The organism is Limisphaera ngatamarikiensis (genome assembly GCF_011044775.1).
In the GTDB taxonomy this organism is placed as follows: Bacteria; Verrucomicrobiota; Verrucomicrobiia; order Limisphaerales; family Limisphaeraceae; genus Limisphaera; species Limisphaera ngatamarikiensis.
In genome coordinates this window covers 50,294-64,112 of record NZ_JAAKYA010000077.1, presented here as the reverse complement: position 1 = coordinate 64,112, position 13,819 = coordinate 50,294, and the positions used below count along the sequence as shown (strand labels likewise).

Here is a 13,819-nt window from a genome sequence, read left to right as displayed (position 1 = left end):
GGGCCCGGAGAATCAGGGAGGTACTTCAAGCGGCTTTATGCACTGGGACCAGTTGTTGGCAGAAGCGAACGCGGCGTTTCAGGCCCGATACGGCAGCCGGCCCCGATGGACGGCGGTTGCACCGGGCCGGGTCAATCTGATCGGGGAACACACGGATTACAATGACGGGTTCGTGTTTCCGATGGCGTTGGAGCGGTACACCGTGGCGCTGGGGGCTCCCCGCCCTGATGACCGTATCCAGATCGCCAGTCTGGAAGCAGCTCCATCGGTGGACGTGGCGGCCCATGGCCCGCTGGAACCCGGACCGCGCGGTTTTTGGGGCAACTATTCCCTGGGTGTTCTGGCCGGGTTCCGCGAGAGGGTGCAACGCCTGCCGGGCATGAACGTGTTGGTGCACTCCTCCGTGCCACTGGGCGGCGGGTTGTCCAGCAGCGCGGCCCTGGAGGTGGCGATGGCCACACTGTTGGAGGCCGCTCTCGGTGTCCGACTCGATCCCGTGGAAAAGGCGCTGCTGTGTCAACAGGCGGAGCACCGCTTCGCCGGTATGCCCTGCGGAATCATGGACCAGTTCATCGCGGTGTTGGGACGCGCCAATCACGCGCTGCTGCTGGACTGCCGGAGTCGCTGGTACGAACACGTGCCGATGGAGGACCCGAACGTGTCCGTCCTGATCATCAACACACAGGTTAAACACGAGTTGACCGGCAGTGAGTATCCCACGCGTCGCAAACAGTGTGAAACGGCCGCCGCCGCGCTGGGTGTGCCGTCCCTGCGCGATGCCACCCGCGAGCAGCTTGAAGGCGCACGGTCACGTTTGGATCCGGTGGTCTACCGGCGCGCCCGGCACGTCATCGGCGAAATCGAACGTACGCTCCAGGCGGCCGAGGCATTCCGTCAGGGCGACTGGGTTCGCGCCGGCCAATTGATGTACGCCAGCCACGCCTCCCTGCGTGACGATTACGAGGTGAGTTGTCAGGAGCTGGACCTGGTGGTGGAACTCGCGCAACAGCTCGGCTTGGAGGCGGGGGTTTACGGCTGCCGGATGACCGGGGGCGGCTTTGGCGGGTGCGCCGTGGCCCTGGTGCGGACCGATGCGGTGGCGGCTGTGCAAACGCACATCCACGACGCATACAAACGGCGCACCGGGATCGAGCCCATGCTGTTTGTGTCGCGCCCGGGCGAGGGTGCGCGGATTGTTTCCTGAGAACACGGCGACCGCATGGGCACTGGTGGATACATGGACCAGAGCAGGGGCATGATGGGGGAACACACGCGGCCGAAATTGGCGGACTGGCCGCACCGCCGCTTCGACCTGTTGCAGGGCCGTTGGGTGCTTGTATCGCCACACCGGACCCGGCGGCCGTGGTTGGGACAAACCGAGAAACCGCCGGCCGAGGAACGACCGGCGTACGATCCGCACTGTTACCTCTGCCCGGGCAACCGCCGCGCCTCCGGGGCGGTCAATCCGCCGTACACGGGCACGTTTGTCTTTCCCAACGATTTTGCCGCCCTGTTGCCGGACGCGCCCGGATTGGAAGAGAGCGCCGACCCCTTGCTGCGTGCCATGCCGGTCCGTGGCGAATGCCGCGTTCTCTGTTTCTCGCCGCGGCACGATTTGACCCTGGCGGAGATGACCGTGGAGGAAATCGCCCGGGTGGTGGACATGTGGTCGGATCAAATCACCGACCTGGGGACGCGGTATCGCTGGGTGCAAGTGTTCGAAAACAAGGGTGCCATCATGGGATGTTCAAATCCGCACCCCCACGGGCAGGTTTGGGCCGGCGATTTCCTGCCCCGCGAGGCGGCTGCGGAGGACGAACAGCAGGGCCGATGGTATGAAACACACGGACGGCCCCTGCTGCTGGACTACGCCCGGCGCGAGCTGGACTCGGGAGAACGTGTGGTGGCGGTCAATGCGCACTGGGTGGGGGTGGTGCCGTGGTGGGCGGTGTGGCCCTTTGAGGTCCTGCTGATGCCGCTGCGGCCCGTCCAACGGCTGCCGGACCTCACCGACGAGGAGCGGCGGGCCCTGGCGGAGATCTTGCAAGACCTGCTGATCCGATATGACAACCTTTTCGAGGTATCCTTCCCCTATTCGATGGGATGGCACGGGGCACCGACCGGACCGGATCAGGATCGACCGCAGCCCCACTGGCAGTTGCACGCGCACTTTTACCCGCCCCTGCTGCGGTCCGCCACGGTCAAAAAGTTCATGGTCGGCTACGAAATGCTGGCCGAGCCGCAACGGGATCTGACGCCGGAACAGGCGGCGGAACGTTTGCGTTCCCTGCCCACGGTGTATTATAAACGGCGGCAGCAGTGGGAGTCCTCCGCGAGTTTTGCCCCCGTGCAGGGCTGACCCGTGGCAGGTAGAAACAATCCTTGGGGCCAGCGTATGAAAACACAGTTCCGTACCGTATCCCGCCTGTGGTGGATCCCGGTCATGGGGATGACTGCGGTCGTCGGCCGGGCACAGCCCGGGTCGGACTACTGGGCCGATTTCCAAAATCCGCAGGTGACCGGGCGCAATCATCTGCCCCCGCACGCGACCATGGTCATCTGCCCCGACCGCCGTACGGCCCTCCAAATCGGGCCGGTGGGCAACGACGAACGGGTCAAGTCCCCCTGGTACCGGTCCCTCAACGGTCGGTGGAAGTACCATTACGCCTCGAATCACCTGGCCAGAATCCCGGATTTTTGGAAGCCGGACTTTGACGACCGCACCTGGCCCGAGCTGCCGGTGCCTTCCAACGTGGAAATGCACGGGTACGGCATCCCCATTTACGTCAACATCCGTTATCCGTGGCCGGAACCCTGGAATCCGCCCGAGGTACCCCGCGAGGACCCAAACAACACCGTAAACCAATACCGGCGCGAGTTCACCGTGCCGGCCTCGTGGCAGGGACGCAGGGTCGTTCTGACCTTTGACGGCGTCAACAGCGGTTTCCAGGTCTGGGTGAACGGCCACTGGGTCGGCCTGGGCAAGGACAGTCGCACCCCGGTGGAGTTCGATATCACGGCCCATGTCAAACCCGGCAAAAACCTGCTGGCGGTCGAGAACTATCGCTGGTGCGACGCGTCGTATCTGGAAGATCAGGATTTCTGGCGCCTGAGCGGCATTTTCCGGGATGTTTACCTGTGGTCACCGCCCCTGGTGCACGTGCGGGATTTCGAAATCCGAACGGACCTGGACGATCAGTACCGGGACGCCACCCTGCAGGTCATCCTTGAGGTGGAGAATCATTCGGGGCGGACCGCGCCGGTGACCGCGGAGTGGGAGTTGTTGGATCCCGAGGACCGGCCCGTGGCTCAGGCCCGGATGAGCCTCGCGGTGGAACCGGATGGCCGGGGCGGCCAGGCCACGCTGTCGCAAACCATCACCCGCCCGCGATTGTGGTCGGCCGAGACTCCCTGGCTCTACAAACTGTTGCTCACCCTGAAAGACGAACAGGGCCGGGTGCTCGAGGTCATCCCCGCCAATGTCGGCTTTCGGAAGGTGGAAATCCGCGACGGCAACCTCCTGGTCAACGGCCGCCGGATCCTCATCAAGGGCGTGAACCGCCACGAACACGACCCGGATCGGGGTCAGGCCATTACCGTGGAGAGCATGATCCGCGACATCCGGCTCATGAAACAGCACAACATCAACGCCGTCCGGACCAGCCATTACCCGAACCAGCCCGCCTGGTATGACCTTTGCGACCGGTTCGGCCTGTACCTGATTGATGAGGCAAACATCGAAAGCCACGGCATGGGTTACGGCGAACGCACCCTGGCACGGCGGCCGGAATGGAAGGAGGCGCACCTCGACCGGACGCGTCGCATGGTCGAGCGGGACAAGAACCATCCTTCGGTCATCATCTGGTCGCTGGGTAACGAGGCCGGCGACGGCCCCAACTTTGAGGCCACCTCCGCCTGGATCAAACAACGGGATCCCTCGCGTCCGGTCCACTACGAACAGGCAGGCCTGCGGCCGCACACCGACATCGTGTGCCCGATGTACCCGCCGCCCTCGGAACTGGCCAGATACGCCGCGCAGCCACAAACACGACCCCTGATCATGTGCGAATACGCGCATGCCATGGGCAACAGTTGTGGAAACCTTTGGTTGTACTGGGACCTCATCTACTCCCGGCCACACCTCCAGGGAGGCTTCATCTGGGATTGGGTGGACCAGGGGCTGCGACAGGAGCAGGGGCCGTTGCCCAAGCCCCGATTCGAACCGGTGCGCAAGGGGCGTCCCACCTTTTGGGCTTTTGGCGGGGATTTCGGCCCGCCCGGCACACCTTCGGATCAGAACTTCTGCTGCAATGGCCTGGTCAGCCCCGATCGCCGGCCTCATCCCACCTTGTACGAGGTCAAGCACGTATACCAGCCCGTTCGCGTGCGACTGGTGGATGCGGCCCAGAGAGAGGTGGAAATCCACAACGGCTACGACTTTCTGAACCTCAAAGACCTGCTGAGGGGCGAATGGCAACTGAGCGGCGACGGGCGCCGGCTCCAGTCAGGGACCTTGCCGGAGCTGGATGTACCGCCGGGTGCCTCTGCCCACGTCAAAATCCCGGTCCGGCCGTGGGAGCCCGAGCCCGGCGTGGAGTACTTCCTGGAGGTTCGATTCGTTCTCAAACGCGCAACGGCGTGGGCCGACCGGGGCCATGAAGTCGCATGGGACCAGTTCCGACTGCCGGAAGCCGCACCGGCCGCGCCACGGCCCGCAGTTGCCAAAGCCCCGCTGCGCGTGATGGAGCAGGGGAACCAGGTCCAAATCGAGGGCGACCGGTTCCGGCTGGTGTTTGACCGCACCAACGGCCAGTGGATTTCGTGGAACCATCGCGGCATGGAACGCATCCGCACGCCGTTGCGACCTGACTTCTGGCGGGCGCCCACGGACAACGACCGGGGCCGGAACATGGAACGGTCCCAGGGCATCTGGCGCAGGGCACACGAAAACGCGGAGCTCCGGGCGTTCGAGGTCCGATCGCAACCCGGCGGGGAATCGGTCGACGTCACCGCACGCTGGTTCCTGCCAACGGTGGAGGCCCACTGGGGCATGACCTATCGCGTGCTGGCCGACGGCGTCGTGGAGGTGAGGGCATCCTTTGAACCCGGACGCACGAATCTGCCGCCACTGCCACGGCTCGGTCTGCAAATGACCCTGCCCAACCGTTTCAACCAAATTCAATGGCTGGGGCCGGGGCCGCAGGAGACCTACTGCGACCGCAAAGACGCCCGGGTGGGACGTTACCGTGGCAGCGTACGGGAGCAATTCTGCTACGACTACACCGAACCGGGTGAAAGCGGCAACAAGGTGGACGTGCGCTGGGCCGCTCTGACCGATCGTCGCGGCAGTGGCATTCTGGTGGTGGCCCAACCGCTGCTCAGCCTCAATGCCATGCACCACACCACCGATGACCTGCAATCCGTTGCGCATCCGTTCGAGCTGCCGGTGCGCGATTTTGTGGTGTTGAACGTGGACCTGATGCAGCAGGGGGTGGGCGGAGACAACAGTTGGGGCGCATGGCCGCATCCGCAGTACCTGATTCCCTGCCAGCCGGCGTCCTACCAATTCCGACTCGAACCCTTGGAGCCCGGCCAGGATCCGGGGCGAAGGGCACGGCAGCGTGTGGATTGAACCTTGGTTCGGGTGTGCAGCCGCGCCCCGTTGGACGGGGGACTCCTACTCATCGCCGGCCCGGCCAGGTCGGACGGGGCGGCACCGCTCGGCCTCAGGCCAGCGCCAAGGGGGACCGTTCTTTGTGCCAATTGGTGGTCTGTTGGTAGGCATGCGCCACACGCAACAGGGTGGCTTCACCCAGGGGTGGCCCCAACAGTTGAAGGCCGATGGGCAGCCGCGGTGACTCCGTGAACCCGCATGGCACACTGATGCCGCAAATGCCCGCCAGGTTGCAGGACAGGGTGAACACGTCCGAGAGATACATTTGCAAGGGATCCGAGACCTTTTCTCCCAACCGGAAGGCCGGGGTTGGCGTCACCGGTGTCACCAACAGGTCCACCCGGCGAAAGGCATCAAGGAAATCGTTTCGAATGAGGGTTCGGACCTTCTGCGCGCGCAGGTAATACGCGTCGTAATAACCGCTGCTGAGGACGAAGGTCCCCAGAATGATGCGGCGCTTGACCTCGGGCCCAAAGCCCCGACCGCGGGTGCGCTTGTACAGTTCAATGGGGTCCTGGCCGTCCACCCGCAGTCCGTAGCGGATCCCGTCAAATCGGGCCAGGTTGGCCGACGCCTCGGCCGTGGCAATGACGTAGTAGGTCGCCAGGGCATAGGGCGTGTGGGGCAACGACACTTCCCGGATTTCCGCGCCCAACCCCTCCAAATGTCGAATGGCGGAATGGACCGCCTGTTCCACCTCCGGGGCCAGTCCGCTCCCGAAATACTCGCGCGGAAGCCCGAGCCGAATCCCGCGCAGGCCGGGTTCTCCTTCAAGGTCCGGGTCAAGTGCCGGATCTGGAAGACTGGTGGCGTCCCGGGGATCATGACCGGCGATCACCCCGAGCAAGAGCGCCGCGTCCTCCACGGTGGCGGTCAGGGGACCGATCTGATCCAGGGACGAGGCAAAGGCCACCAAACCGTAACGGGAGACCCTTCCGTACGTGGGTTTCAACCCCACGCAGCCACAAAACGCCGCCGGCTGCCGGATGGAACCACCGGTGTCCGAGCCCAGGGCCGCCGGAACCTCCTCGGCTGCCACAGCCGCAGCCGATCCGCCGGAAGAGCCGCCCGGGGTCCGGTCAAGATCCCAGGGATTCCGTGTCGGCCCAAACGCCGAGTTTTCGGTGGAGCTGCCCATGGCGAATTCATCCATGTTCAGCCGTCCCAGCAGGATCGCGCCCGCTTGGCGCAGTCTTTCCACCACGGTGGCGTCATAGGGCGAACGGAAGTCGCCCAGGATGCGGGAGGCACAGCGCAATGGCTGTCCCTTGACCGCGATGTTGTCCTTGATGGCCACCGGGATCCCCAGCAGCGGCTGCTTTTGGTGAGTGGCACCGTCTGCAAGGGCCCGGTCGGCAGTTTCCGCCTGCGCCAGTGCGTCCGCTGCATCCCACTCCAGAAAACTATGGACAGAGGGCTCCAGGCGTTCGATCCGTCGGAGAAAATGTTGCGTGAGGTCCCGGGCCGAAACCTCGCGGCGCCGGAGCAATTCCTGACAACGTTTGAGGGTCAATCGCTCGTTCATGGCCGGGGAAGCAGGGCTTCGTCAGACCCGGAGCCTTTCATACGGTGTGGCGGACGGGCCGGGGCCGCACCCGGGAACAAATGCGGAAAACAGAGCGCTCCTGTCAGCTCGGCGACTCATTCCCGGAGACGGCTGTCGATGATGAGAGTTACCGGACCGTCGTTGACCAGATGCACTTGCATCATGGCTCCAAACTTGCCGGTGGCCACCGACTGGCCCAGCAACTGGGACAAGGTCCGCACGAATTGTTCGTACAGCGGCTCGGCAGTTTCCGGCGGCGCGGCGCGACTGTACGACGGCCGGTTGCCCTTCCGCGTGCTGGCCAACAGGGTAAACTGACTGACCACCATCACCCGGCCGCCGGCTTCCTGCACGGAAAGGTTCATCACTCCCTCGCCATCAGGAAAAACGCGCAACCGCGCAATCTTGCCCGCCAACCATTCGAGGTCCCCGGCGGTATCGCCATTTTCCACCCCGAGCAACACCAGCAGACCGGGACCGATCCGGCTGTGCCATTGTCCATCAATCTGGACGGCTGCTTCGCGAACGCGTTGGACCACCGCCCGCATGGCTGGGCTCGGAATGAGGGGATCGACGCGGCTAATGCGAGGGACCCTGGGTGAGTCCGAACCGCCACAGCATGATCCCGTACAGCGCAACGGCAAACAGCAACAACCAAAAGTTGCCCGCGTGCGCCAGGATCATTCCTGCCGCCAGAAGGACTGCAAACAACGCGTATGCGAGCCAGGCCAGCCAAAACTTCATGCCCGCGAAAATGTACCGGCCTGCGTGGGAATGCAAGAACCCACAACTCGCACGGCTCGCTTCCGATGGGCGTCATTGGACATGCCGCTGCCGGCCTTCCGGTACAGTTGCGCCATGTCCCGGGAAGGGGCCGACCTGGCGCGGCTGCGATCGCGGCGGGAGTGTGCCCGGGCGCCGTCAACCCTCCCGAATGGTGGCCTGCAGGCCGCGCCGCAACGCCTCCACCACCCGGGCATGCAGTGCGTTGGCCTCGGCGTCGGTGAGCGTGCGATCGGCCGCACGGTACGTGAACGCGTACGCCAGACTCTTGCAGCCGGCCGGGATCGATCCGCCGCGGAACACATCGAACACCTGCACCTGCTCCAGGTGTTCCACCCGGGCCTGCTGCACCACGCGCAGCACATCCGCATGCGTGACCGTTTCGGGCACCACCATGGCGACGTCGCGGCGGATGGCGGGATAAAGCGGCAACGGTTGGAACGTGCGCTTATCGCAGCGCCGGGCCAGCAGCCAATCGAGGTTGACCTCGGCCAGGATTACAGGGTCCCGAAGGTCGTATTCTCGGGCCACCAACGGCGATACCAACCCCAGTTCACCCACGACCTGCCGGCCCTGTTGAATGGTCGCCGACTCCACAAACAGCGGCGTCATCTCGGCACGGCGGTGGAAGCTGATGCCGCGCAGGCCCAGATGATCAAACAGTTCGTCAAGGACCCCTCGCACATCGGCAAGGTCGTACTTTGCCTCACGGCCCTCGCCGGTCCAAAAGACGGGGTGCCGTCGCCCGGTGAGGGCCAGCCCCAGGCGCCGTTCCTCGCGTACGGAACCGTTGTCTCGACAGAACACCCGGCCGATCTCAAACAGGGCGACGTCCGGATTTTTCCGCGTGACGTTGTGCCGCAACGAATCCAACAACCCCGGCAACAGACTGGGCCGCAGGGTGTTCATGTCGCTGCTCAACGGATTGGCCAGCTTGACCAGGGCCGATTCCGCCCCGGTCAACAGCGCCGCCCTGTCCGAAATCAACGTTTGGCCCTGGGCCTCATCCAGTCCCAGGCCGCAACAAAGGCGGCGGATCCGGCTGAGCTGGTCGAATTCCTCGTCCGCCGGGTGGGACCCGAGCGCGCCCCGTGGCGGCGTGGCCGGCACACGTTCCACGCCGTAAAGGCGCTCGATCTCCTCGATGAGATCGATTTCCCGCTTGAGATCATGGCGCCAGCTCGGAATCTCGAAGGTGGCCGACTGTTCGTCGTGGGCCACGGTCCGCAACTGGAGCGCCTCGAGGTGACGCCGTTGTTGCTCGGGCGGGATGGTGACGCCCAGGATCCGGGTGGTGCGATCATACCGCAGGCGAATCCGGCGGGGCGGGGCAGGGGAGGGATGGAACTCCACATGGCCCCGGGCCAGTTCGCCCCCGGCCAGTTGCAGGATCAACTGGGCGGCGCGCCGGCTGGCCCATTCCGTGATCCCCGGGTCTGCCCCTCGTTCGAACCGATAGCTAGATTCGCTTCGCAAACCCAGCCGCTTGCTGGTCCGCCGGATGTTGGTCGGCAGGAACCAGGCACTCTCCAGCAGAATATGCTTGGTCTCGGGGCGAACCTCGGAATTCTGACCGCCCATGATACCCGCCAGGGCCACCCCCTTGCCCGCGTCGGCAATGAGGAGCATGTCCGATTGAAGTTCGTGTTCCTGACCGTCCAGGGTGACAAATCGCTCGCCCGGCCGTGCCCGTCGTACCCGCAGGGTGATCCGACCGGACTCGTCCCTTGCCAGCAAATCCGCATCGAACGCATGCAGCGGCTGGCCGCATTCCAACATCACGTAGTTGGTGACATCCACCACGTTGTTGATGCTGCGCATGCCCACCCGTTCCAGCATCTGCCGAAGCCAGTCCGGGCTGGGCCCGATGCGCACGTTGCGGATCAGCCGGGCCACATAACGGGGGCAGAGTTCAGGCTCCTCCACCTGCAGGTCCACCTGTGCCTGTGCGGACGGGTCTTGTTGGTATTCACCCAGGTCGCCCACCGGAGGAAGCCGGAGCTCGCGACCGGTGGCGGCAGCCAATTCCCGCGCGATGCCGATCACCCCGGCCAGGTCCGGGCGGTTCGGCGTCAGCTCCAGATCAAACACCACATCCCCGCCGGGGCGGCCGAGATACTCCGCCAATGGCCTACCCACAGGAGCGTCTTCGGGCAGGATGAGCAGCCCTTCACCGTCCTCCGACAGCCCCAGCTCACGGGGCGAACACATCATGCCCTGGCTCAGGATGCCAAATACCTTCCGTTCACGGATCACCAAGGGTTCCTTCTCACCGGGTTTGAGCGGCAGGGCATGGCCCGGCAGGATCAGGGCCACCTTGTCGCCGGGCTTGTGATTCTGCGCACCGCAAATGATCGTGCGCTCCTGCTGGCCGTCAAACACGCGGCACACGGACAATTTATCCGAGCCCGGCACCGGATCGCGGCTTCGGATCTGGGCAATGACCACGCCTTCCAGTTCGCCGGCAATGCGCCGGATACCCTCGACCTCCAGGCCGAGCATCGTCAGTCGCTCAGCGAGGGCCTCGGGCGTTTCCTCCACATCCACGTACTGTCGCAGCCAATTGAGCGTGATTCTCATGGGATCGGCCGGGTCCACCCGCCGACTTGGCGCCATCGGCTGCCGGTCGAAGGGTGCCGAACCCGGGAACGCCAAACTAAGCGCCCCCGGACCGGCGGGCAAGTTCGGGCGCGGCCGCAGGGTCCGGTTCGGGGGCCGATTTGGCACACCGCCTCAGGGTGGGGCAGGCCCATTCGGGAGGCTCAATGTCGCTACCGGTGCTTTCGGATGCGCCCCGCCGGGCCGGGCAAATTTCGAGGGGCGCGGTGCACATTTCCCGGGGTGCAAGGTTTTGACACCGGCCCCAATGATCCTTATCAGGCAATCCGTATGAACGATGCTTCGCAGACCGCATCCGTGCAGGGATCGCCCACCAGCGGGGGCTATTTTCGGTGGACGATCTGTGCGTTGCTTCTTTTTGCGGCCGTCATCAACTACGTGGACCGACAGGTCATCGGCATTCTCAAACCCACCTTGACCGAGGTGTTCCACTGGTCTGACGAGCGAATCTACTCGTCCATCGTGTTCGCGTTTCAATTGGCGTATGCTGTCGGCTTCGTGCTGGCTGGACGCTTCATGGATGCCGTGGGTGTGCGGGTGGGCTTCGCCACCTCCGTTTCTCTTTGGAGCCTTGCCGCCATGGCGCATGGTTTCGCAGGTCTGGTTCCGGAAGGTTGGCGGCTGCCCATGCTGAACCTGGATGCCAATACGGGGTTTGCCTGGGTGACGTTGACGGGAGGTGCGGTGGGGCTGGCCCTGGCACGTTTTGCACTCGGCCTTGGTGAATCCGGAGCTTTTCCGGCTTCCATCAAAACCGTGGCCGAATGGTTTCCCCGACGCGAGCGGGCTCTGGCCACCGGAATTTTCAACGCGGGGACGAACGTGGGCGCCCTGGTCACGCCTCTGGCCGTGCCGTGGATTACGGTACACCTGGGTTGGCAGTGGGCGTTCATTCTCACCGGAGCCATTGGCTTCACCTGGGTCGCTGCCTGGTTGTGGCTGTACCGTGACCCGGCTCATCATCCCCGTCTCAAACCCGCCGAGCTTGCCTATATTCGGAGTGATCCTCCCGACCTGCCGGTGCGGATCCCGTGGCGGACGCTCCTGCCGCACCGACAAACCTGGGCATTCGCGATCGGCAAGTTCATGACCGACCCGATCTGGTGGCTGTACCTGTTCTGGATCCCGGACTTTTTGCACCGGAACCACGGGCTGGATTTGAAGCGGATCGGTTTGCCCTTGGTCATCATTTATCTGGTCGCTGACGTGGGGAGCATCGGCGGAGGCTGGATCTCGGGCTGGTTGATGAAGAAGGGCTGGACCGCCAACCGGGCGCGCAAAACAGCCATGTTCCTGTGCGCTGCCTGCGTGGTGCCGGTGGCATTTGCGGCCAACGTGAAGGACCTGTGGCTTGCCGTGGGGCTCATCTCCCTGGCCGCCGCTGCGCACCAGGGATGGTCGGCCAACCTCTTCACGCTTACTTCCGACATGTTCCCACGCAAGGCGGTGGGATCGGTTGTGGGCATCGGAGGCACGGCCGGCGCCGTGGGCGGGATGTTTATCGCCATGTTGGTCGGCGCGGTGTTACAGGCCACCCAGAGTTACATCCCCGTTTTTATCATGGCCGGCTGCACGTATTTGGTGGCGCTGCTGATCATTCACCTGTTGGTGCCCCGGCTTGAGCCCGCCAAGCTCGCCGAGACCTGATCCAGCGAGCTCCGGATGGGCCTCCCCTGACGTACAGCCGCGCCCTTGGCATTCAGCCCGGCGACGACGCCAGGGCAGGGGAGGTTGGCCGGCACCCGGCTTTACATTGAAAGCCCGGTCCGGACAATGTCCGTTGTGCGTCTGGGCCGTTGGTATCGTGCCATCGCATGGGCGGTGTGGGCAGGACTCCACGGTCTCCCCGGGGTTCGTACGGGGGAGGCTGCAGTGACTTCTCCGCCGGACTCGCCCTTCCTGGTGGAAAACTGGAGCACGAGTGAAGGGCTGCCGCAAAGCTCCGTCCTCACGTTGTTGCAGGATCGCCACGGATATCTCTGGGCCGGCACCTTGAACGGCCTGGTCCGGTTCGACGGCCTTCGTTTCACCGTGTTCGACGCAGTCAACACCCCGGGACTGGAAAGCAGCCGGATCGTGTTGCTGTACGAGGATCGGGAGGGCCAGCTGTGGATCGGCACCGAAACGGCCGGCGTCTTCCTTGCGCGGCCCGACGGCTTGCGGCCGGTGGACGTGGGCCAGAAAACCCGCGAAGGCCGACTGCGTGCGGTTGTGGAGGACCCTCATGGAGGGGTATGGCTTTACACGGAGGACGGTTACCTGGGACGATACACAGCCGGTCAGGTGAACGTCTGGCGGATGCCGGCCGAGGTGCCGGGCGTGTGCCGTGCCCTGGCAGCCGAAGAAGATCTCCTGTGGGTGGGCTCGGACCAGCAACTCACCGCGGTGGGCCCGCTCAGGGCCATCGAACCACCCCGCCTGCCAATCCAGTTGGTTTTGCCCGTGCCGCGGTTGGACCTCATAATCCCGAGCCGCAAGGGCGGGCACTGGCGCCTGCTCAACGGCCGAATACTGCTCTGCCGGGGAAACGAGCTGGTAAAAGACCTGGGACCCTATCCCTGGCGATCCAACGCCCGCCCCTCGGCCGCTTGTGAAGACCTGGATGGGAACCTGATCGTCGGCACCCTGGATGAGACGAGTGGCGATGGGGTCTATTGGTTTGATCCAGCCGGCCGGGCCACTCGCATCGGTCGGGCGGAGGGGTTGACGACGGAGGGCATCCTGGCGCTGCTCATGGACCGCGAAGGCAATCTGTGGGTGGGAACCGACGGCGGCGGCCTGCACCGGGTGCAGCGAAAACGGTTCCAACGCCATGTGCTGGGGCGGGCCGTGGTGGCACAAACCGTATGCAGCGATCCAAGTGGCGGCGTGTGGACGGGTTTCACGCGTGGTTTGGTCCTCTGGCAACCGGGCGGCCCGCAGGAGTTCGGTCCCGAACACGGCCTGCGCACGCCCTTTGAACAAAACGTGTCCGCGCTCTGGTTGGACCAACAGCAGCAGCTCTGGGTGGGCACCGGTAGTGGGCTTTTCCGCCGGACCGGCAATCGGTTTGAACGCGTACCGGGGCCACCGGCCTTGTTGACCGCTGTCAACGTCATCTTCGAGGACCGGAAGGGCCAGCTGTGGGTGGGGACTCATGCAGGGCTGGTGAGCCGTTCGGGAAACAACTGGCAGTGGTGGCGCCCGCCGCAGGGACC

9 protein-coding genes are annotated in these 13,819 nt (G+C 64.6%); 5 read left to right on the top strand and 4 right to left on the bottom strand.

Annotated elements, in window-relative coordinates; genetic code table 11:
• Positions 1–37: 37 nt before the first annotated feature.
• The 3 genes from galK to lacZ are packed head-to-tail and all read left to right on the top strand — an operon-like array spanning position 38 to position 5,632.
• Positions 38–1,204, top strand: coding sequence for a galactokinase (gene galK / locus G4L39_RS11290; protein ID WP_165108282.1), 1,167 nt, complete (start codon positions 38–40; stop codon positions 1,202–1,204).
• 33 nt (positions 1,205–1,237) lie between these two features.
• A complete protein-coding gene (locus G4L39_RS11285; RefSeq protein WP_240893955.1) occupies positions 1,238–2,359 on the top strand; it encodes a UDP-glucose--hexose-1-phosphate uridylyltransferase in 1,122 nt (373 codons plus the stop codon).
• 36 nt (positions 2,360–2,395) lie between these two features.
• A complete protein-coding gene (gene lacZ, locus G4L39_RS11280) occupies positions 2,396–5,632 on the top strand; it encodes a beta-galactosidase, LacZ type (protein WP_165108281.1) in 3,237 nt (1,078 codons plus the stop codon).
• A gap of 94 nt (positions 5,633–5,726) precedes the next feature.
• Here lacZ and gatA read toward each other — a convergent pair whose 3' ends face one another.
• The 4 genes from gatA to pheT form a co-directional block, all read right to left on the bottom strand.
• Entirely contained in the window at positions 5,727–7,199 is a 1,473-nt protein-coding gene (gene gatA / locus G4L39_RS11275; RefSeq protein ID WP_165108280.1) for an Asp-tRNA(Asn)/Glu-tRNA(Gln) amidotransferase subunit GatA, read from the bottom strand.
• 116 nt (positions 7,200–7,315) lie between these two features.
• Complete coding sequence (gene dtd / locus G4L39_RS11270; protein ID WP_165108279.1) at positions 7,316–7,768, bottom strand: D-aminoacyl-tRNA deacylase; 453 nt, start codon at positions 7,766–7,768, stop codon at positions 7,316–7,318.
• Positions 7,769–7,799: 31 nt separating this feature from the next.
• The gene (locus tag G4L39_RS11265; protein WP_165108278.1) at positions 7,800–7,964 is read right to left on the bottom strand and encodes a hypothetical protein; all 165 of its coding nucleotides are present in this window, start codon (positions 7,962–7,964) and stop codon (positions 7,800–7,802) included.
• A gap of 177 nt (positions 7,965–8,141) precedes the next feature.
• The gene (gene pheT / locus G4L39_RS11260; protein ID WP_165108277.1) at positions 8,142–10,583 is read right to left on the bottom strand and encodes a phenylalanine--tRNA ligase subunit beta; all 2,442 of its coding nucleotides are present in this window, start codon (positions 10,581–10,583) and stop codon (positions 8,142–8,144) included.
• 309 nt (positions 10,584–10,892) lie between these two features.
• On the opposite strand from pheT, the gene G4L39_RS11255 reads away from it, so the two are divergent.
• Complete coding sequence (locus tag G4L39_RS11255) at positions 10,893–12,269, top strand: MFS transporter (protein ID WP_165108276.1); 1,377 nt, start codon at positions 10,893–10,895, stop codon at positions 12,267–12,269.
• 135 nt (positions 12,270–12,404) lie between these two features.
• A partial coding sequence (locus tag G4L39_RS11250) for a two-component regulator propeller domain-containing protein (protein WP_205880969.1) occupies positions 12,405–13,819 on the top strand: 1,415 nt, incomplete at its 3' end.

Bases quoted from the DNA above. Each gene is read 5' to 3' on its own strand.
- galK (WP_165108282.1), top strand. From the start codon at position 38: ATGCACTGGGACCAGTTGTTGGCAGAAGCGAACGCGGCGTTTCAGGCC.
- G4L39_RS11285 (WP_240893955.1), top strand. From the start codon at position 1,238: ATGGACCAGAGCAGGGGCATGATGGGGGAACACACGCGGCCGAAATTG.
- lacZ (WP_165108281.1), top strand. From the start codon at position 2,396: ATGAAAACACAGTTCCGTACCGTATCCCGCCTGTGGTGGATCCCGGTC.
- gatA (WP_165108280.1), bottom strand. From the start codon at position 7,199: ATGAACGAGCGATTGACCCTCAAACGTTGTCAGGAATTGCTCCGGCGC.
- dtd (WP_165108279.1), bottom strand. From the start codon at position 7,768: ATGCGGGCGGTGGTCCAACGCGTTCGCGAAGCAGCCGTCCAGATTGAT.
- G4L39_RS11265 (WP_165108278.1), bottom strand. From the start codon at position 7,964: ATGAAGTTTTGGCTGGCCTGGCTCGCATACGCGTTGTTTGCAGTCCTT.
- pheT (WP_165108277.1), bottom strand. From the start codon at position 10,583: ATGAGAATCACGCTCAATTGGCTGCGACAGTACGTGGATGTGGAGGAA.
- G4L39_RS11255 (WP_165108276.1), top strand. From the start codon at position 10,893: ATGAACGATGCTTCGCAGACCGCATCCGTGCAGGGATCGCCCACCAGC.